Below are 19,658 nucleotides of genomic sequence, written 5' to 3'. Positions count from 1 at the left end.
CCATGCAAGACGTCGTGATTGTTGCTGCCACCCGCACCGCCGTGGGCAGCTTCCAGGGTTCGCTGGCGAATATTCCGGCACCGGAACTGGGCGCCGCCGTGATCCGTCGCCTGCTGGAGCAGACGGGCCTGGACCCGGCCCAGGTCGATGAAGTGATCCTCGGCCAGGTACTCACCGCAGGCTCAGGGCAGAACCCGGCGCGCCAGGCCTCGATCCTCGCCGGCCTGCCCCACGCCGTACCGAGCCTGACCCTGAACAAGGTCTGCGGCTCGGGCCTCAAGGCCCTGCACCTCGGTGCCCAGGCGATCCGTTGCGGCGACGCTGACGTGATCATCGCCGGCGGCATGGAAAACATGAGCCTGGCCCCGTACGTACTGCCCGCTGCGCGCACCGGTTTGCGCATGGGTCACGCCAAGATGATCGACAGCATGATCACCGATGGCCTGTGGGATGCGTTCAACGACTATCACATGGGCATCACCGCCGAGAACCTGGTGGACAAGTACGGCATCAGCCGCGAAGCCCAGGATGCCTTTGCCGCCGCGTCCCAGCAAAAAGCCAGCGCGGCGATTGAAGCCGGGCGTTTTGCCGACGAAATCACGCCGATCCTGATCCCCCAGCGCAAAGGCGACCCGGTAACCTTCGCCGTGGACGAGCAACCGCGTGCCGGCACCACCGCCGAGTCCCTGGCCAAACTCAAGCCGGCGTTCAAGAAAGACGGCAGCGTCACCGCCGGCAACGCCTCCAGCCTCAATGACGGCGCCGCAGCCGTGCTGCTGATGAGCGCCGACAAGGCCAAAGCCCTGGGGCTGCCGGTTTTGGCGCGCATCGCCAGCTACGCCAACGCGGGTGTCGACCCCGCCATCATGGGCATCGGCCCGGTTTCGGCTACCCGTCGATGCCTGGACAAGGCCGGCTGGAAGCTCAGCGAGCTGGACCTGATCGAAGCCAACGAAGCCTTCGCCGCGCAATCCCTGGCGGTGGGCAAAGAGTTGGAGTGGGATGCCGACAAGGTCAACGTCAACGGCGGCGCCATCGCCATCGGCCACCCGATCGGCGCCTCAGGTTGCCGCGTGCTGGTGACTCTGTTGCACGAGATGATCAAGCGCGACGCCAAGAAAGGCCTGGCAACGCTGTGCATCGGTGGCGGCCAAGGCGTAGCCCTGGCCCTTGAGCGCGGCTGATAAAAGAGCAACACAGTAAAGGCCCGTTGTGGCGAGGGAGCTTGCTCCCATTGGGCTGCGCAGCGGCCCCCTTCGACAAGAGCAACACTGGAAAGGCCCGGTTCCACGAAAACCGGGCCTTTTCTTTATCCGGTAGACCTGAAAAAACCCCCTCCCGCACCAGATCCTCGTTACCTGTCACATTGAGGCACCGCAAACACCGCACTCGCCCGCGCCACCACCTTCTCCCCCACCTGCAGGCTCACCGTGGCAAACGCCATCTGCCGCCCCCGCTTGTGATGCTCCAAGCGCACCACGATCCACTCCCCGACCTGTACCGCCCCCAGGTAATCCACGGTCATGCTCGCGGTAATCAACGGCAACGGCGGCTCGCTGGAAAACGCCATGGCGTAGCCCATGCCGATATCCGCCAACGTCGCCAGCACCCCGCCATGCACGGTGCCGCGCCCGTTGGCATGGCGATTGTCGGCGCGCAGGCCGATCTCCAGGTGCAGGCCGTCACCCCGGCAGTACACCGGGCCCAGCAGATCCAGCAACGGACTGCTGCGGGGCAACGAGACAAAACCTTCGGGCACAGTGTGAGTAATCATAATGAGCTGTTCCTTGGCGTCAGGCTTGAGGTGTACGCCCGCTCCCGAATCCCGGCCACCACCATCAGCCGTGCAAATCTTGCGCGATACTTTGCGTTAATCCGCCAGACCCGCTTTAATCGCCGCCAATTGCTCTCGCACACCTCAAGGAACCACAATGCGCCACCTGGACGGCACCCCTCGCCCGTTTCGCATACCTCTGTTGTTCTTACTGACCGGCCTGATGCTGGCCGGCTGTTCGCCCAAGGACCACTCCCGCGCCGCCGCCGTCAACGGCGAGCAAGGCCGGGCCGGCGCGCAACTGGCCTACGAACATGAACTGACCCTGGCCCTGCCTGGCGCCCTGCTCGCACCGCGCATGCAGGCCACGCGCGAGGCCTGCGAAACGGCGCGGTTCGGCGCCTGCAATATCCTCGGCATCAGCGAAGACAGCAGCGGCGGCGAGATCATCCTGCGCATCGCGCCCACCGGTGTGGAACCGATGGTTGCCCTGGCCGCTGAAGGCGGCACGCTCGGCCAGCGCATCACTACCGCCGAAGACCTGGCCGACGTTGTCGCCGACGTGCGCCGCCGTCAGGAGCGCCTGCAAGCCCAGCAGCAACGCCTCGACGAACTGGCCAAGCGCAAGGACATCACCGTCAGCGACCTGATCGCCTTGAGCAAGGAACAGGCCGCCATCGAAAACGACCTGCAAGCGCTGGCCCAGGTCGCGGCCGGCCAGCAACGTCGCCTCGACACTAACCGTGTCACCCTGAATTTCCGCTCCTCGGACGGGGCGAACCAACCGTCACGCTTGAGCCGGATGTTCAGTAACCTTGGCACGAATATGCTGGAAGGCACCGCTGACGCCCTGGAACGTGCCAGTTACGTGCTGCCCTTTGTGATCCTGGCGTTCCCGGTGGTCTGGTTGTGGGTGTGGCTGTGGCGCAAGTTTGTGCGCCGCCGCCCCTGATCAGCGCTTCATACAGCGCTGATAGCGCTCATCCACGCGCTTGGCGAACCAGGCGGTGGTGAGATTGCGGGTGATCTTCGGGCTCTTGAGCACAATGCCCGGCAGGATCGCCCGTGGCATCGGCGTGCCGTTGGCCTTGTCGGCCAGGGCAAACACGCGTTTGTAGAGGGTGGTGTCTTCAAAATCCAACCGCTCGCCCTGCTCCAGTTGGCTGCGGATGCTGGGGTTACGCATGTCCAGCCTGGCGCCCAGAGAACGTACCGCCAGTTCGGTGGTGCCGGGCAGCAACGAGCCATAACGGATCAAGTCCCCATCCAGCGCCAGCTCAGTGCCCGAAGCCCGGCTGACCGCCGCCTGGAACGCGGCATTGCGACTCGCGTACCAGCCGGCATTGAAGTCGGCGAAGCGGTACAGCGGCTGGTCGTAGTTCACCGGATAACCCAGCAAGTGGGCGATGCCGAAGTACATGCCGCCACGCCGGGTGAAAACCTCCCGACGAATCGTGCCGTCCACCGTGTAGGGATAACCCCGCGCCTGTTGCTGCGCAAAGTCGATGCTGACCTGCATCGGGCCGGCGGTATGCACCGGGTTGAAGCCGCCAAACAGGGTGTTGCCCAAGGGCACCATGCTGATGAAGTCATCGAAGATGCCGCTGAGGTCTTTCTCGGTGCGCGCCGTGCTCAACCGCTCGGCGTAAGACTTGCCGGTGGGCGATTTCAATTGCAGCGCGCTGTTCACCACGAACGCAGGCACATGCACCTTGCCGGCCCGGCGCAGGATTTCGTCCTGGGCGATCTTGCCCATGTTCGGCACGGGTGGGTCGACCTGAAACGTCGACTCCTGCTCGGTTACCGCCAGCACGGCGCAGATGTTCTCGGTACTGGGGTAGATCTTCTGGGTATCGAAGGCGGTGTAGATGTCCTGGGCCCAGCCGTTACGGTCCGCTACCTTGGCCGGCAGCAAGCGCACGATCTGCGCCTTCACCTCGGCCTCGCTGCGCTCCGGCTGCTGCGGGCCGCGTGAAGTGGAGCAACCGGCCAGCACCAGCCAGGGGGTGAGGCACAGAATCAGGCGGCGTAGGGACATTGGGCTTCCTTGAAGGCGATGGGCCGGGCGTTGCCGATATGGACCGGTAAGTCTAACGCGGGTTCGCCAACTTGCCCTCTCGCCAGCACCGACTGAACGTGACAGGATCTTTCATCACCCATTCGTACAAGGAGTTTGAATGCCATGCTTAGCCTGAACTTCCTCGTCACCTGCCTGATCGTCGTGCTCATTCCCGGCACCGGCGTGATCTACACCATTTCTACTGGCCTCACCGCCGGCAAGCGCGCCAGCGTGTGCGCCGCGCTGGGCTGCACCGCCGGGATCATCCCGCATCTGCTGGCCTCGACCCTCGGCCTTTCAGCCCTGCTGCACACCAGCGCCCTGGCGTTCGAAGCGCTGAAATTCGCCGGGGCCGCCTACCTGCTGTACCTGGCGTACGCTACCTGGCGCGACCGTTCGGCCTTTGCCATGAATGACACGCCGGTGGTTTGCACAGCTCGCAGCCTGATAGTCCGTGGCGTCTTGCTGAATATTCTCAACCCCAAACTGACCCTTTTCTTCCTGGCCTTCCTCCCCCAATTCGTGACGCCAGGTAACACCGCCCCTGCCGTGCAAATGCTGGTGCTGAGCAGTGTGTTCATGGCGATGACGTTTGCGGTGTTCGTGCTGTATGGCCTGCTCGCCAACGTATTTCGCCGCGCGGTGATCGAGTCACCGCGCGTGCAGAACTGGCTGCGCCGCAGTTTTGCGGCGGCGTTTGCGGGGCTGGGGTTGAATTTGGCGTTTGCACAGCGCTAAAGGCTTTTTGTAGCTGACGATAACCGCTGAAACATCCCACGTAAGCGCCGGATAAGCTCTACTCCCCCGCCCTGAGAACCTCTGCAAAGTCCCTCGCCTGAATACACAGTGCGAGGGAGTGCAGATGGTTTTTGTCGTAATGGCCCTGGTTGATGGGGCCGTGTCTTGAACCCGGCCATTGGCCGGCTGGCCCTGACCCCAATGGACGTCAAGACAGTCGATATCGACGGCGTCTTGCGTGATTTTCGTGACTGCCTGAATACGTTTGACGACTGGGCCGAGCGCTTTTGGAGCTTCTCGGCACTGGATATCGAGCAGGTATTCAAGGTGGGCGATGAGGTGGCCTTGGCCGCCCCCATCAACCGCTCGCTCTTTCCCAGCACCACCGTCGCCACATGCCCGGCCAACGGCACCTTGACGCTGGTGCACCTGTTTCAAAGCACGCAGTTTGTGCCCATCGGTAATACACCGGTGGTACTGCAACGCATCGACCCAAACGGTGGCCCGCTGGGCGAGCCGATCCACAAGACCATTGGCCCGAGCGGCGTTCTCGAAGTCAGCGAGTGTGATCGCAACCAGCAGTACCGGATCAATTTCTATCCCAACGTTTCCAGGGATCACGTCAAGGCGCTGTATGCGTCTTATCAGTCGGTGATCGCGGTACTGGACACCCGCCTGCGTGAAGCGTGGACCACGACCTTCCAGGGCCAGTGGAAAGATTATGCCGACGCCAAGCCACTTGATCGTCGCCGAATGCTGGAAGCGGCGTTTATCAGCGGTCTTGGAAAAGCCCTCTTCAACCTGTGGGACAACGTCACACAGTTGTATGAGCTGCTGGCGGACCTCCAGGTCAACAGCGAAAAGTTGTTGGCCTTTATCTCCCAGGCCGAACTCGATGCGCTGCTGAAACTGGGCAGCGACTCGATTGCCAACGGCTTGCTGGTGCTCAGCGATGAGCCGCTGCTGTTTATCTACCTGTCGGCGATGGTCAGTTGGATGCGCATGTTGCCGCCGCCGCAGATGAATGAACTGTGGGGAGAGATCACCGGCGAGGTGCTGATCAATCTGCTGTTGATGCGTGCATTGGGTGCGATGGGGATCGCGGTGCGGCTGGGGGCTCAGGTGCTGGGCTCGATCAAGTCCGCCCGGGCGCGTGAGTTATTGGAACTGCTGGCCAAGCAGATTGTGGGGCCGGGTCTTGAACCGCATATCGCAGCGGCCAGGCCATTGCTGCTGGGCAGTGTGGCGACGCCGGTCAAGACGGTTCCGGTTGCGCCGTTGAAAGTTGGGGAGCAGGTGGTTTCGAACCCTGTTCCGTTGGTTCGTAACAAGTCCCAGCAGACGGTTTTGGTCAGGCAGGAGCATGTCGACGACGTGTCTGCGTCAGGGAAAAACCCGAACGGGGATGCGGCGGCCGCTTCGGATAAGACCGTCACCAATGGCTGCCCGGTGTCGATGGTGACCGGGGAGGAATTGCTCACCCTGACCGATGGTGTGCTGGACGGGATATTGCCGTTTGAGTGGACGCGGCTGTATCGCACCAGTGCGGTGGAAGTGGATGTTGGGCTCGGGTTTGGTTGGAGCCATTCGCTGGCGCAGCGGCTTTCTGTTTCGGGCGATTCGGTGGTGTGGACGGACCATGAAAACCGCTCGACTGAGTTTCCGCTGCCGACTGAGGCGCGACCGGCGATCACCAATAGCCTGGCTGAAGCAGCGATTTATTTGGGGCCTTCGCCGGATGAGCTGGTGCTGGCCCAGGCGTCGCGGTTTTATCACTTTCGCGACGGTGTGCTGGTCTCGATCAGCGATGCGTATGACAACCGGCTGCGGATTGCCCGGGATTTTATGGGCCGCATTGAGCGGTTGGATAACGGCGTCGGGCGCTCGTTGTGTTTGCGTTATGAGCTGGACCGCATTGTGGCGGTGGATTACCAGGTTCAGCGGGCCAAGGGGTATGAGCCTTACGAATGGATCACTGAGCAGAGCGTTGTTTCCTACGCCTATGACGACCTGGGACGACTGGTTTGCGCGACCAATGCGGTAGGCGAAAGTGAGGTTTATCGGTACGACGAGCAGCACGTCATTCTGGAGCGTGGACTGGCCGGTGGCGCGAGTTTCTTTTGGGAATGGGAAAGAGCTGGCAAGGCGGCGCGCTGTGTTCGGCACTGGGCCAGTTTTTCGCAGATGGACACGCGGTATGTCTGGGGTGATGACGGCCACGTTGTCGTGCATAACGCCGATGGCAGTCAGGAAGTGTATGTCCACGATGACCGCGCACGGCTGGTGCAGCGCATCGATCCGGACGGTGCCCAGCATTTCAAATCCTACGACGTTAAAGGCCGGCTGACGGTCGAGCAGGATCCGCTGGGCGCAGTGACGGCGTATCAATACGACGACGCCGGACGTTTAGTGGCGGTGTTTCCGGGGGATGATGAGCCGACGTCCTACGAGCATGACAATGGTTTCGTACGGGTTGTGCGGCGTGGGAAGGCGCTTTGGAAGTACGAGCGTAACGATCAGGGCGATGTGACGCGTAGGACCGATCCCGACGGCCAAGTGACGGACTACAGCTACAACCAATATGGGCAGTTGATTGGGGTTTGGTATCCCGATCACAGCTGTCATCGCCTGGTCTGGAACGAACGCGGCCAGTTGCTTGAAGAGCAATTGCCGAACGGAGGCATCAAGCGCTATCGCTACGATGATCTAGGTCGCCAGATCGCCCGCGAGGATGAACAAGGCGCGCTAAACCAATACCAATGGGACAGCGTTGGTCGGCTAATTCGCGTCGTACTCCCCGGCGGTGCAACGCGGGAATACAGCTACAACCCCTACGGAAAAATCACCGCCGAACGCGACGAACTCGGCCACATCACCCGCTACGAATACGCCGACGGCCTGCACCTGATCAGCCGCCGCATCAACGCCGATGGTACTCAGGTCAAGTACCGCTACGACAACGCTCGACTGCTGCTGACCGACATCGAAAACGAAATCGGCGAAATCTACCGACTGGACTACCACCCCAACGGCCTGATCCAACAGGAAATCGGCTTCGACGGCCAGCGCACCGCCTACGTCTACGACCTCAACGGCAACCTACGGGAAAAAACCGAACACGGCGACGACGGTCGTCAGCTAGTTACCGTTTACCAGCGCGATCACGCCGGCCGCCTCGTACGAAAAACCCTCCCCGACGGCAACACAGTCGATTACACCTACGACCGCCAAGGCAACCTCCTCAGCGTCGACGACGGCCACTGGGCACTGGCCTACGAATACGACGCTCAAAATCGCCTCACCGCCGAACATCAGGGCTGGGGCACCCTGCGCTATGGCTACGACGCCTGCGGCCAACTTCAACATCTACGCCTGCCAGACAACAACCGACTGGTGTTCAGCCACGCCAAGGGCGGCCACCTCGCCACCGTTGAACTCAACGGCGCACTGCTCACCTCGCACCTCTTCAAAGCCGGCCAGGAGCACCAACGCCAACAAGGCCAACTCCTCAGCCACTACCACTACGACGAGCAGCACCGCCTGCACGCCCACACCGTCACCCAGCAGGAGAACTATTTTTACCAACGCCACTACGACTACGACCCATCCGGCAACCTCACCCGCCTCAATGACACCCGCAAAGGCGAACACCACTACCGCTACGACCCGCTCAACCGGCTGACCCGCGCCGATCACTCGCAAGACCAGCAAGAACGCTTCGCCCACACCCCCGCCGGCAACCTGCTCATGCAAGACCGCCCCGGCCCCGACATCGTGGCGGGCAATCGGTTGATGATTCAGGGTGATCGGCACTACGACTACGACGCCTTCGGCAACCTGATCCGCGAACGGCGCGGCAAGGGTCATCAACTCGTTACCGAATACCGCTACGACTGCCAACACCGGTTGATTGGCCTCACCCAGCCCAACGGCCAGACCGCGAGTTACCGCTATGACCCGTTTGGGCGGCGCATCAGCAAAACCGTCAACGACATCACCACGGAGTTCTTCTGGCAAGGCGACAAACTCATCGCCGAGCACCATGCGGACCGCCATCGCAGCTACCTCTACGAGCCGGACAGTTTCCGGCCCTTGGCCCTGTTGGAAGGCTTTGGTCCACAGGAAACAAAACCCTACCACTACCAACTCGACCACCTCGGCACACCCCAGGAGCTGACCGCCCCAGACGGAGAAATGGTCTGGTCCGCCCACTACCGCGCCTACGGTCAAATCAGCCGCCTCGATATCGGAAAAGTCGACAACCCGCTGCGTTTCCAAGGCCAATACTTCGACCCGGAAAGCGGGCTGCACTACAACCGCCATCGCTACTACAATCCTGATATTGGTCGTTACCTGACGCCGGACCCGGTGAAGCTGGCGGGTGGGATCAACACCTACCAGTACGCGCCCAACCCGACGGGTTGGATCGATCCGCTTGGACTGAGTAAATGTCCTGGCACGAAAGGATGTAAACCATCCTTAGGCGTTGAAGATCCTTCAGCACAGACATCAAGTAAAAAAGCCGAACCCAACCTTCCATCTTCGCGTCGTGATGAAGAATATCTTTTTCGCGGGGACAAAATCCCTCCAAACGAAGTCTTCAAAAATGGGTTTAAAAGCAAAGGCAACAGCGAAGATTTATACCTACACGCAATTGACAGCGACGACCCGCCAAGCAACTTCATAAGTACATCGCCATCCCGAGCAGTCGCAATCACCTTTGCTACCAGCTATGGAGACAAAAAAGGCTATTTATATACGCTTAGAAATATTGAGGGCCATGATATAAATACAGAATTAGGAAAGCAGGCGCCTTACCCGAAAGAACAAGAATTTGCTATCCATCATAAAATTAATACAGAGGACATACTAGGCGCCACCCCAATAAAAGCTGATGGAACTTACGTTGGATATTCAATACCAAACCCCAACAGGTAATAAAATGAAAACCAAAAATATAAAAGCAATAATCAATAACGAACACAAACAGGTCACCGTCAAATATAACTCAACGAAACTCACCATGACATTTTCAGAAGCCGAAAACTTTAAAAAAGTTTATGAAGGAAAAGATCTGTATGTTTGCTTCGCAAAAATCCGAGCAGATTTCCCGCATATAACATTTCTATGCAAAGGGGCAAAAATAAATGTTAAACCCTCAAGAATGGGTTCTCAAATGAGCGCTGGGCTTGTCGCATACGAAATGACGCTAGGCCAACAAGCCACCAGCGACAACATAGTCCATTTATTTGACTATGAAGAAGAAAACCTAACAAATAACCCACAAGAGCAAGTTGATTTCTTCAATAAATGGTTGGCGTCATTAGGTGCGGAGGATTACGAAAAGTTTAACTAAGCACTGTTCAAAATAAATATGAAAGATCGCGTTCCTCCCCCTGTGATAAGTAAGCCCGCTCACCACAGGGGATAAACGGCGTCCTTAGACCCCAGCCAACGCCAAATCCATCGCAAAGTAGGTAAAAATCAAATCCGCCCCCGCCCGTTTGATCGAGCCCAGGGTCTCGCGCACCACGCGATCCTCATCAATCGCCCCCGCCTGGGCACCGAACTTGATCATCGCGTATTCACCGCTCACTTGATAAGCAGCCACCGGCAAACGCGAGGCCTCGCGGATGTCGCGGATGATGTCGAGGTAGGCACCGGCCGGTTTGACCATCAGGGCGTCCGCGCCTTCCTGTTCGTCGAGCAGCGATTCGCGTACGGCTTCGCGGCGGTTCATCGGGTTCATCTGGTAGCTTTTGCGGTCGCCCTTGAGCGCGCTACCGCCGGCTTCGCGGAAGGGGCCGTAGAGGGCCGAGGCGAATTTGGTCGAGTAGGCCATGATCGGAATATGGATGAAACCGGCGTCATCCAGGGCGCGGCGGATCGCCTGGACCTGGCCGTCCATGGCGGCCGAGGGGGCGATCACGTCGGCACCGGCGCGGGCGGCGGCCACGGCTTGTTTGCCGAGGTTGACCAGGGTCGCGTCGTTGTCGACATGGGCGCCGTGCATCACGCCGCAGTGGCCGTGGTCGGTGTATTCGCAGAAGCAGGTGTCGGACATCACGACCATTTCCGGCACCGCGTCCTTGATGATCGAGGACATGCGCGAGACCAGGCCGCGTTCTTTCCAGGTGTCGCTGCCGCTGGCGTCCAGGTGGTGGGACACGCCAAAGGTCATTACCGATTTGATGCCGGCGCGGGCATACCGCTCGATCTCGCCGGCCAGTTTTTTCTCGGGGATGCGCTGCACACCCGGCATGCTGGTGATCGGGACGAAGTCGTCGATTTCTTCTTCAACAAAAATCGGCAGTACCAGGTCGTTGAGGGTGAACTCGGATTCCTGGAACAGACCACGCAGCTCCGGGGAGCGGCGCAGGCGGCGTGGGCGGGCTTGAGGGAACTGGCTGGTCATGGTTTTCCTGACTTAAAGACAAAAACTTCGGGGCGAAAGCTTATGCCCCCAAACCCTGGCAACACAAATGCCCAGGGACCAACAGTGTATTGCGCGGTCCGTAATAATTCATTGATCTAGAGCCGTAGACGGCCTTCGATGCACACCGCGACGGCGCCGCCGACCCAGATTTCCTCGCCCTGGCGTTCAATGTGGATACGCCCGGCACGCCCCATGGCCGTGCCCTGGCTGACGATATAACACGCCGGCGCCAGGCCCTCACCCAGCAACCATTGGGCAACCCCGGCATTCAGGCTGCCGGTGGCCGGGTCTTCCGGGGCGCCGTCGCCGGCGATAAAACCGCGCACTTCAAAGTCTGCATCCACCTCGTCGCACGCCGGGTTGCACGGGGCGACTACGCCTACCGCGAGGCCAAGCAGTTGCGCATAGTCCGGCTGCAGATCAAGCACCGCCTGGCGATCAGCCAACATCACCGCCAGCCAACCGGCGCCGTTGTCCACCCACTGGCTGCGCACGATTGCCCCCGGCGCAAGGTTCAATGCCTGGCGCACGCGTTCGAGCACATCATCTTCCACCGGTCCCGCGCGCAACAACGGCGGTGCGATAAATGCCAGCCCATCGCCTTGACGACGGATACGCACCAGGCCAATTTCGCACTCCTGGATGATCTCCTCGCCTTGGGGCACCCCTCCCGCTTGCAGCCAGGCGTGGCAACTGCCCAGTGTCGGGTGCCCGGCGAACGGCAGCTCCTGGACGGTGGTAAAAATTCTTACCCGGTAGTCAGCCCTTGGATCGCGCGGCGTCAGCAAAAACGTGGTTTCGCTGAGGTTGGTCCAATTGGCGAAGTCGGCCATCTGCCGGTCGCTGAGGCTGTCGGCCCCCAATACCACCGCCAATGGGTTGCCTTTGAGCGGCACACGGCTGAAGACATCCAGTTGTTTGAAATCGAAAGTCGGCATGCTCAGCTCGGAATATTCAGGCTACGGATTACCGCAGGCCGGGCGATAAACCCATCCAGCGCGCGCAGTACGTTGGGGAAGTCGGCGATGCCCACCAGGTCACCCGACTCGTAGAAGCCGATCAGGTTCCGGATCCACGGGAAGGTCGCAATATCGGCGATGCTGTAGTCATCGCCCATGATCCAGGTGCGGCCGAGCAGACGTTTTTCCAGCACTTGCAGCAAGCGGCGGGACTCGGCGGCGTAACGGTCGCGGGGGCGTTTGTCTTCGTAGTCCTTGCCGGCGAATTTATTGAAAAAACCCAACTGGCCGAACATCGGGCCGATGCCGCCCATCTGGAACATCAGCCATTGAATCGTTTCATAACGTGTCGCGGGATCTTCGGAGAGCAACCGGCTGGTTTTTTCCGCCAGGTAGATCAGGATCGCGCCGGACTCAAACAGCGCCAGCGGCTGGCCGGCCGGGCCATCGGGGTCGATGATCGCGGGAATTTTGTTGTTGGGGTTCAGGGACAGGAACTCGGGGGACAATTGGTCCTGGGTCTCGAAACTGACCTTGTGCGCCTCATAAGGCAGGCCCAGCTCTTCAAGCATGATCGAGACTTTTACCCCGTTGGGCGTGGGCAGCGAGTACAGTTGCAGGCGCTCAGGGTGCTGGGCAGGCCATTTGCTGTTGATCGGGAAAGCGGCAAGTGCGTTCATCGGGACGACCCCAGGGGCAGAAAGCCTCCATGATAGTCACCTGGACGCTGTCCTGCATGGGTCATCAATGCGCAACATCAGCCGGCTATTATCCCGCACGGGCGAACCAATACGTCCTCGTGCACTCTTATGTGCGCTTATCGGGTGAACGGAGGCACCTCAGCTGTATCGACAGGGAATACCACAAGACGCCCAGGCGTCATTGGGGCCAGGCTTGTCAGCCTTAACGTGACGCATGAAGACTCGAACCTACAATGACGATCAAGCCTCTGCGCCTTGTGCAACGCCTGAGACACTATGCCTACATCATGCTGCCGCTGTTGCTGGTCAGCGGCGCCATGGTCGCTGCCCTCGACGCCCGTGAAAGCCGCGCCCAACCCGTAGACGGCGTACAAACCCTGGTGTTCCTGCGCCACGGCGAAAAACCCGCCGGCGGCCTGGGCCAACTCAATTGCCAGGGCCTGAACCGTGCGATGAACCTGGCCACGGTATTGCCAGAGAAATTCGGCAAGGCCGACTTCGTGTTCGCCGCCAACCCGACGCGCAATGTAGAGGAAGGCGAGCGGGATAACTCCTACAGCTACATCCGCCCACTGATGACCATCAGTCCCAGTGCCATCAAGCTGGGCCTGCCGGTGAATATCAAATTCTCGGCGAATGACACCAGTGACCTGGCCGATGAGCTGGTCGAAGACAAATATCACAACGCCACAATCTATACCGCCTGGTCCCACGGCTACCTGCCGGAATTGATCAACAAAGTGGCGAGTGAGGCCTCGGGCGAAAAACATACCATCACCGAAGATTGGTCCGGCAATGACTACGACACGCTGTACGTCCTGACGCTGACCTGGCACAACGGCAAGGCCTCGCTGTTGAGCCGCAACTACAAGCAAGGCTTGAATGACGGCGACCAAACCTGTCCGGAACCCACACAGGTGAGCGCCGAGGGCTGAGAGCGTATGATGCGTCGCTATTGACTCATCTGCGGATCATCACCCATGTCCAACCTCACCTCCATCCAGCCCAACCGGGGTTGGTCATTCTGGTGGAAACCAGCGCTGTTCCTGCTGGTCGCCTGCGTCGGCCTCTACTACGTGAAGTGGTCGCCCTACTACTTCAAGGCGTTTGCCGCGGCGGATAACCACAGCATCGGCGCCTCGATTCTCAATGATCAACAAAGCTCACCCCTGGCGGCAGCGCTGGCCTATGCCCAGGTGTATTTCCTGGCGATCTGGAAAGCCGCCGTACTGGCGGTGATCCTTGGCTCCCTTTTGCAGGTATTGATCCCTCGTGACTGGCTGCTGCGCCTGTTCGGCCGCGCCGGGCTGGGTTCGACCATGCGCGGCGGGCTGTTCGCCTTGCCAGGCATGATGTGCAGTTGCTGCGCAGCACCGGTGGCGGCGGGCATGCGTCGCCAGCAGGTATCGGTGGGCGCGGCGCTGGCCTTCTGGATCGCCAACCCGGTGCTCAACCCGGCCACTCTGGTGTTCATGGGTTTTGTGCTGGGCTGGGGCTTTACCGCGTTGCGGCTGGTGGCGGGGATTGTGCTGGTGGTGGGTGTGTCGCTGGTGGCGCAGCGCATTGCCCGACCGGAGCAAGTGCCGGAGGCGGCGCTGGACGCGGTAGCCGAAGTCAGCACCCTGGAATCGCAACCGTTCCTCAGCCGCTGGTTGCGCACCCTCTGGCAGCTGTTCTGGAGCACCATCCCGGTCTATATCCTGGCGGTGCTGGTGCTGGGCGCGGCGCGTGTGTGGCTGTTCCCCCACGTGGACGGCGCGATGGCCAACAGCCTGATATGGCTGGTGCCGTTGGCGATTGTCGGCACGCTGTTTGTGATTCCTACAGCGGCGGAGATCCCTATCGTACAAACCATGATGACCCTGGGCATGGGCACCGGCCCGGCCGTGGCCTTGCTGATGACCCTGCCGAGCGTGAGCCTGCCGTCACTGCTGATGCTGCGCAAGGACTTCGATGCGCGGGTGCTGGTGACGGTGGCGGGGTTGACCATGCTGGTGGGTGTGGTCTGCGGGTTGATCGGGGCGGTGATTCTGTAGGCATTGCATGAATGCCCGCATAGCACCAACACATAAATATGCTTATGCAGAGCGCCCGTTTCTATGGTGCAGATACTCCAACACGGCGCCCTGCTCCCCGACAAATTCGATACGCGCGCCTTTGCTTTCACGCTGGAAGGCGTACATCGGGTCGTAGTACTCGCGCAATAGGCCTTCGATCCAGCCACGATGCAGGTCCACCGCGCCGCTGCGTGCCTGTTCGGCCAAGGCATCCTGCATGATCGAGTGCAACCGCTGGAAGCGTTCACCGCCAAGGCGCTTGTGGATATTGGCCAGGCTCTGGGTCAGGCGTTCGGCAAACAGCGCGTGGCCGTTTTCGCCAAACACCCCGATAAACTCCGCACATAGCTCCACCACATAGTCGCGCAGGATGCGTTCCACGCGGCCTTCGACACTGTCCTCCAGCCACACCATCGAATACGTCTGCATGCCCTTGTGCAGCGGCAATGGCAATGCACAGCTGCCGATCATGCGGCTCTCGTCCTCGACCACAAATTGCTCGATACCCGCCGCGCGCTTTTTAAGCAGGTCCACCGCCAGGCGGTTTTCGAAGTCGATGTTGGACGGCTGCGTCGTGGCGCGCTTGCCGAAACTGGAGCCGCGATGGTTGGCGTGGCCTTCCAGGTCCAGGGCGTTATGCAGTTGACCGAGCACTTCGGTCTTGCCGGTGCCGGTCATGCCGCCCAACAACACGAAGTCACACTGGGCCGTGGCCTGCTCAATGGTTTCCACCAGGAAGGTACGCATAGCCTTGTAGCCACCGCCCACCCGCGGGTAGTCGATGCCGGCTTCGGTTTTCAGCCATTGCTGCACGATCTGCGAACGCAAGCCGCCACGAAAGCAGTACAAGTAACCGTTGGGGTTGGCCTGGGCGAACTGCGCCCACTGTTCGACACGTTTGGCCTTGATCGCCCCGGACACCAGCTCATGTCCCAGCACGATTGCCGCTTGCTGGCCCTGCTGCTTGTAGCAGGTGCCGACCCGCTGGCGCTCGTCATCGGTCATCAGCGGCAGGTTCATCACGCCGGGGAACGCGCCCTTGGTGAATTCGACCGGCGCGCGGGTATCCATCATCGGCCGGTCGTTGAGGAAGATATCGCGGTAATCGGTGATGTCCGTCGCCATCAAATCACCTCTACCGCGTTGCTCTGTCGCTCAACCAACGCGCCGATCGGCTCAAGGTTCAGGCCCAGTTCGGCGGCCACCGCGTGGAATTCGGCATCGCCTTGCGGGGTGACGGCGATCAGCAGGCCGCCGCTGGTCTGCGGGTCGCACAGCACACGCTTGTGCAACTCCTGCAAACGTCCCAGCTTGCTGGCATAGCTGTCGAAGTTGCGCAAAGTGCCGCCGGGCACGCAGCCCTGCTCCAGGTAGTACTCGACCCCTGGCAGGCGTGGGACTTTTTCATATTCGATACGGGCAGTCAGGCCGCTGCCGTCAGCCATTTCCACCAAGTGGCCCAACAGGCCGAAACCGGTGACATCGGTCATGGCGGTCACGCCGGCCAGTTTGCCGAAGCGGCTGCCTGGTTTGTTGAGGGTGCACATCCAATCACGGGCCAGGCCGATATCGGACTCGCGCAGCTTGCCCTTCTTTTCGGCGGTGGTGAGGATGCCGATGCCCAGGGGCTTGGTCAGGTAAAGCTTGCAGCCGGCGGTGGCGGTGTCGTTGCGCTTCATATGGCGCTTTTGCACGATGCCGGTCACGGCCAGGCCGAAGATCGGCTCCGGCGCGTCGATGGAATGCCCACCCGCCAAGGGGATGCCGGCCGCGTCGCACACGGAACGGCCGCCACGGATCACTTCCCGGGCAATTTCCGGCGCCAGTACGTTCACCGGCCAGCCAAGAATGGCGATAGCCATCAACGGGTCGCCGCCCATGGCGTAGATGTCGCTGATCGCATTGGTGGCGGCGATGCGGCCGAAATCGAAGGGATCATCAACAATCGGCATGAAAAAGTCGGTGGTGGAGACCACGCCGCGTTCGTCATCGATGGCGTACACCGCAGCATCGTCACGGGAGGCGTTGCCCACCCACAGGTTGGGGTCGAGGTTCTGTGCGCCGCTGCCGGCGAGGATCACTTCCAGTACTTGCGGCGAAATCTTGCAGCCGCAACCCGCGCCGTGGCTGTACTGGGTAAGACGAATCGGCTCGTTCATGGTGGACCTCAAGCTATCAAGTGCGCCGATTCTACCAGACAGCAAAAGGCCGGCTGGGCTCTTGTGAGCACCGCCAGCCGTGAGACGAGTCCGAGCCGTTTTTTTTGAGACAGGTCTTAGCGTTTAGCCGTGTTGAAACGGGCACAAATGTACCTGTGACTCGGGGGGGTCATAACTATTTATCCTCTCTATATTATTGGCGATAAGACCTTATGGACTCAAAGAAGAAGCATGCAGATGGCCGTGACAACGCTGAACGCGTTATCGATCACACCCAGGTGAGCCAAACGCTTCACGGCACAGCCAGTGCCCACTCGTTAGTCGAAATCCATGACACCTCCAACAATTGGCTGGGATCCACTCTGACCGATGCCAGTGGACAATGGGCTTATACATCGGACCAGCCGGTCAACGAACACGGGCAAACCTTCAAGGTTTTCATAGACGGCCAGGCCACCCAGGATTATTTGATCGACGTTGTGACCTCGGCTTCCGACCTGACACCGTTCGCTATTGCTGCGCCAGACATCATGTCGGATGAGGTCAGCCCGCAATTGCAGGTTGCACTCAATCCTCCATCTGCCGCCGAAAGCGTCTCGGTACACACCGATGTTACGAGCCTGAGCATAACGGCAGCACCGACCATCGAAAGCGCGCTCGATGAGGCAGGACTTGAGACCGGGCGAGTCGAAAGCGGTGCCACGATTGACGATACACGCCCTACCCTTTCAGGGAAAAGTGAGGCCATCGGCACATTCGTTGAGATCCATCACAATGGCCAATACCTGACCTCCGCGCGTGTTCTCCAGTCAGGCCAATGGTTCGCTCGCATCCCGGCCGATAGCGCGCTCGAACCCGGTGAGCATACGTTCGTCGTCATCGATAGCACGGGCCAACCGTCGGAACCTTTTACGCTGACCATCAGCGTTCCTGAATCTTCAAGGCCCGTGATTGATTCGGTGTTCGACAACGTCGGTGTGGTCGGGGATATCGCAAACGGCGCAACAACAGACGATGCCTCGCCCACCGTCCATGGCCGTGGCGAGCCGGGCACACAAATGTTTCTGTATAACGGTACCGTCGTTATCGGCTCGGATATCGTCCGTGCTGATGGTACTTATACGATACACGCTGACCGCCCTCTGACACCGGGTGAGCATACCTTGACGGTCGTCGCCAACCGTATTGCATCGCAACCGTTCACGCTGACCGTGGCAGATACGGAGCCGTTCACCAAACCGCTGATCGAGTCAGCGTTTGACAATTTCGGCCAGGTCGGTGAAATCGCCAACGGCGGTGTAACCGATGACGCCACGCCAACCTTGTCGGGTAAAACCGCCCCCTTTGTACAAGTGGCCATTTACGATGGCAGCACCCGTGTAGGTTATGCCTTGAGCGGTCCGGATGGCAGCTGGTCGTTCCCGGTGCCTACCTTGAGCCAAGGCGAGCACTCGTTCACTGCGGTCATCAAAACAAATATCGGCACCCCACTCAGTTCCGAACCGTTCACACTGATCATCGGCGCACCGGACTTAGCCAAGCCGCTGATCGAACTGGCATATGACAACTTCGGCAAAGAAAGCGAAGTCGCCAATGGCGGTGTCACCGATGACGCGACACCGACGCTGAAGGGCAAGGCTGAACCCTATACAAACGTGGCCATCTACGAGGGCAGCACCCGTGTGGGTTACGCCTTCAGCGGCTCGGACGGCAGTTGGTCGTTCCAAGTGCCAACCCTGAGCCAGGGTGAACACGTATTCACCGTGGTGACTGCTGGGGTCACTTCCGATCCGTTCACGCTGACTATTGGCGCACCGGACGCTATCAAACCGGAGATTACCTCCGTGGTCGACAATATCGGGGGAGTGACTGAGCTTGCCAGCAACGACACCACGGATGATACCCGGCCAACATTCCATGGCAGAGGCGAGCCGGGTACCATCCTTACTGTTCATGACTACGATAAGAAAGTCGGTCAAGTATTAGTGGATCAGGATGGTAACTGGACGTATACGGGTGAATTCAACAAGCTGAGCCAAGGCCTGCACAGCTTCACCTTCGTCGGCGATGGCGTAACTTCCGAGCCCTTTGTGTTGAATGTGGAGGGGGCACCTGTTACTCGCACGCCGCAAATCGATAGCGCATTCGATAAGGTAGGTATTGAGACTGGACCCGTCGCCAGCGATTCGACCATTGACGATAATCGCCCGGTATTCAGTGGGCAGGCAGAACCGGACTCAGTCGTGTTTGTGTATGGCCCCGGTGGGTTTATGGATACCGTCCCAGCCGACACTAATGGCAGGTGGACGTTCCAACCCCACGATTTTCAAGCGTTGGAACCTGGAAAACACACTTTTACCGTCATTTCCGATGGCCTGACCTCCGAGCCCTTTGTGTTGCATGTTGAAGCCGCCGCACACGCAGCGCCATTGTTGGCCAACCCGGCAGAGCCCGGATTACCAGCCTTGTCGGATCTGCTGCAGATCACTTCCGAGTTGTTCACCGCCGAAGCTGACCTTCCGGTACTAAGCGAAAACGTCGAACTGTCTCTCGTTGGGTTTGATGGCAGTCTGAATGACGGTTTACCCGTGACCGACACAGCAAAGGGTAACCTTGTGCTTTCACCTCAGTTCATTACACAAACATGGCAGCAAGACACTACCTATCAGGTAGTTTAAGGCGATAAGCCGGCCGTTCCGCAACGGGACGGCTGGCGCGGCTTAAGCAAGCAAAGGTTTCAATCGCACAACAAAAAGCCGGCTGAGCTCCAAGGAG

At 60.0% G+C, this 19,658-nt stretch carries 15 protein-coding genes; 8 read left to right on the top strand and 7 right to left on the bottom strand.

Going from position 1 to position 19,658, the window contains the following annotated elements:
* The first annotated feature begins 2 nt into the window (after positions 1-2).
* Positions 3-1,184, top strand: coding sequence for an acetyl-CoA C-acetyltransferase (locus PSH66_RS10635; protein WP_003173069.1), 1,182 nt, complete (start codon positions 3-5; stop codon positions 1,182-1,184).
* A gap of 170 nt (positions 1,185-1,354) precedes the next feature.
* Here PSH66_RS10635 and PSH66_RS10630 read toward each other — a convergent pair whose 3' ends face one another.
* Entirely contained in the window at positions 1,355-1,774 is a 420-nt protein-coding gene (locus PSH66_RS10630; protein ID WP_305429012.1) for a PaaI family thioesterase, read from the bottom strand.
* 157 nt (positions 1,775-1,931) lie between these two features.
* On the opposite strand from PSH66_RS10630, the gene PSH66_RS10625 reads away from it, so the two are divergent.
* The gene (locus tag PSH66_RS10625) at positions 1,932-2,726 is read left to right on the top strand and encodes a DUF4349 domain-containing protein (RefSeq protein ID WP_141064852.1); all 795 of its coding nucleotides are present in this window, start codon (positions 1,932-1,934) and stop codon (positions 2,724-2,726) included.
* Here PSH66_RS10625 and PSH66_RS10620 read toward each other — a convergent pair whose 3' ends face one another.
* Positions 2,727-3,812 (bottom strand): DUF1615 domain-containing protein, encoded by a 1,086-nt coding sequence (locus tag PSH66_RS10620; RefSeq protein WP_141064853.1) that lies wholly within the window; start codon positions 3,810-3,812, stop codon positions 2,727-2,729.
* A 144-nt stretch (positions 3,813-3,956) separates the two neighbouring features.
* Here PSH66_RS10620 and PSH66_RS10615 point away from each other — a divergent pair, with 144 nt between their 5' ends.
* The 3 genes from PSH66_RS10615 (at position 3,957) to PSH66_RS10605 (ending at position 9,927) form a co-directional block, all read left to right on the top strand.
* Positions 3,957-4,571 (top strand): LysE family translocator, encoded by a 615-nt coding sequence (locus PSH66_RS10615; RefSeq protein WP_305429010.1) that lies wholly within the window; start codon positions 3,957-3,959, stop codon positions 4,569-4,571.
* Positions 4,572-4,772: 201 nt separating this feature from the next.
* Positions 4,773-9,509: an RHS repeat-associated core domain-containing protein gene (locus PSH66_RS10610; RefSeq protein WP_305429603.1), complete on the top strand. Its 4,737-nt coding sequence runs from the start codon at positions 4,773-4,775 to the stop codon at positions 9,507-9,509.
* Complete coding sequence (locus tag PSH66_RS10605; RefSeq protein WP_370694829.1) at positions 9,478-9,927, top strand: hypothetical protein; 450 nt, start codon at positions 9,478-9,480, stop codon at positions 9,925-9,927. The genes PSH66_RS10610 and PSH66_RS10605 overlap by 32 nt, the downstream gene beginning before the upstream one ends.
* 84 nt (positions 9,928-10,011) lie before the next feature.
* On the opposite strand, the gene hemB is transcribed toward PSH66_RS10605, so the two are convergent.
* From hemB to PSH66_RS10590, 3 genes are all read right to left on the bottom strand, one after another.
* Complete coding sequence (gene hemB / locus PSH66_RS10600) at positions 10,012-10,986, bottom strand: porphobilinogen synthase (protein WP_305429009.1); 975 nt, start codon at positions 10,984-10,986, stop codon at positions 10,012-10,014.
* A 116-nt stretch (positions 10,987-11,102) separates the two neighbouring features.
* Positions 11,103-11,945, bottom strand: coding sequence for a PhzF family phenazine biosynthesis protein (locus PSH66_RS10595; protein WP_305429008.1), 843 nt, complete (start codon positions 11,943-11,945; stop codon positions 11,103-11,105).
* 2 nt (positions 11,946-11,947) lie between these two features.
* Positions 11,948-12,646, bottom strand: a complete 699-nt coding sequence (locus PSH66_RS10590) for a glutathione S-transferase N-terminal domain-containing protein (RefSeq protein WP_305429006.1) — start codon at positions 12,644-12,646, stop codon at positions 11,948-11,950.
* 254 nt (positions 12,647-12,900) lie between these two features.
* On the opposite strand from PSH66_RS10590, the gene PSH66_RS10585 reads away from it, so the two are divergent.
* The gene (locus PSH66_RS10585) at positions 12,901-13,602 is read left to right on the top strand and encodes a hypothetical protein (protein WP_003173059.1); all 702 of its coding nucleotides are present in this window, start codon (positions 12,901-12,903) and stop codon (positions 13,600-13,602) included.
* A 45-nt stretch (positions 13,603-13,647) separates the two neighbouring features.
* Positions 13,648-14,703 (top strand): permease, encoded by a 1,056-nt coding sequence (locus PSH66_RS10580; RefSeq protein WP_305429005.1) that lies wholly within the window; start codon positions 13,648-13,650, stop codon positions 14,701-14,703.
* Positions 14,704-14,745: 42 nt separating this feature from the next.
* On the opposite strand, the gene mnmH is transcribed toward PSH66_RS10580, so the two are convergent.
* Complete coding sequence (mnmH, locus tag PSH66_RS10575) at positions 14,746-15,849, bottom strand: tRNA 2-selenouridine(34) synthase MnmH (RefSeq protein ID WP_305429004.1); 1,104 nt, start codon at positions 15,847-15,849, stop codon at positions 14,746-14,748.
* Positions 15,849-16,883, bottom strand: a complete 1,035-nt coding sequence (gene selD / locus PSH66_RS10570) for a selenide, water dikinase SelD (protein ID WP_003173056.1) — start codon at positions 16,881-16,883, stop codon at positions 15,849-15,851. Before selD ends, mnmH begins: the two co-directional genes overlap by 1 nt.
* A gap of 212 nt (positions 16,884-17,095) precedes the next feature.
* On the opposite strand from selD, the gene PSH66_RS10565 reads away from it, so the two are divergent.
* Complete coding sequence (locus PSH66_RS10565) at positions 17,096-19,561, top strand: Ig-like domain-containing protein (protein WP_305429003.1); 2,466 nt, start codon at positions 17,096-17,098, stop codon at positions 19,559-19,561.
* Positions 19,562-19,658 lie beyond the last annotated feature (97 nt).

It is taken from the genome of Pseudomonas sp. FP597 (assembly GCF_030687435.1).
GTDB lineage: Bacteria > Pseudomonadota > Gammaproteobacteria > Pseudomonadales > Pseudomonadaceae > Aquipseudomonas > Aquipseudomonas lactucae.
This window is presented reverse-complemented; position numbering and strand designations above follow the sequence as displayed.

Bases quoted from the DNA above. Each gene is read 5' to 3' on its own strand.
- PSH66_RS10635 (WP_003173069.1), top strand. From the start codon at position 3: ATGCAAGACGTCGTGATTGTTGCTGCCACCCGCACCGCCGTGGGCAGC.
- PSH66_RS10630 (WP_305429012.1), bottom strand. From the start codon at position 1,774: ATGATTACTCACACTGTGCCCGAAGGTTTTGTCTCGTTGCCCCGCAGC.
- PSH66_RS10625 (WP_141064852.1), top strand. From the start codon at position 1,932: ATGCGCCACCTGGACGGCACCCCTCGCCCGTTTCGCATACCTCTGTTG.
- PSH66_RS10620 (WP_141064853.1), bottom strand. From the start codon at position 3,812: ATGTCCCTACGCCGCCTGATTCTGTGCCTCACCCCCTGGCTGGTGCTG.
- PSH66_RS10615 (WP_305429010.1), top strand. From the start codon at position 3,957: ATGCTTAGCCTGAACTTCCTCGTCACCTGCCTGATCGTCGTGCTCATT.
- PSH66_RS10610 (WP_305429603.1), top strand. From the start codon at position 4,773: ATGGACGTCAAGACAGTCGATATCGACGGCGTCTTGCGTGATTTTCGT.
- hemB (WP_305429009.1), bottom strand. From the start codon at position 10,986: ATGACCAGCCAGTTCCCTCAAGCCCGCCCACGCCGCCTGCGCCGCTCC.
- PSH66_RS10595 (WP_305429008.1), bottom strand. From the start codon at position 11,945: ATGCCGACTTTCGATTTCAAACAACTGGATGTCTTCAGCCGTGTGCCG.
- PSH66_RS10590 (WP_305429006.1), bottom strand. From the start codon at position 12,646: ATGAACGCACTTGCCGCTTTCCCGATCAACAGCAAATGGCCTGCCCAG.
- PSH66_RS10585 (WP_003173059.1), top strand. From the start codon at position 12,901: ATGACGATCAAGCCTCTGCGCCTTGTGCAACGCCTGAGACACTATGCC.
- PSH66_RS10580 (WP_305429005.1), top strand. From the start codon at position 13,648: ATGTCCAACCTCACCTCCATCCAGCCCAACCGGGGTTGGTCATTCTGG.
- mnmH (WP_305429004.1), bottom strand. From the start codon at position 15,849: ATGGCGACGGACATCACCGATTACCGCGATATCTTCCTCAACGACCGG.
- selD (WP_003173056.1), bottom strand. From the start codon at position 16,883: ATGAACGAGCCGATTCGTCTTACCCAGTACAGCCACGGCGCGGGTTGC.
- PSH66_RS10565 (WP_305429003.1), top strand. From the start codon at position 17,096: ATGGACTCAAAGAAGAAGCATGCAGATGGCCGTGACAACGCTGAACGC.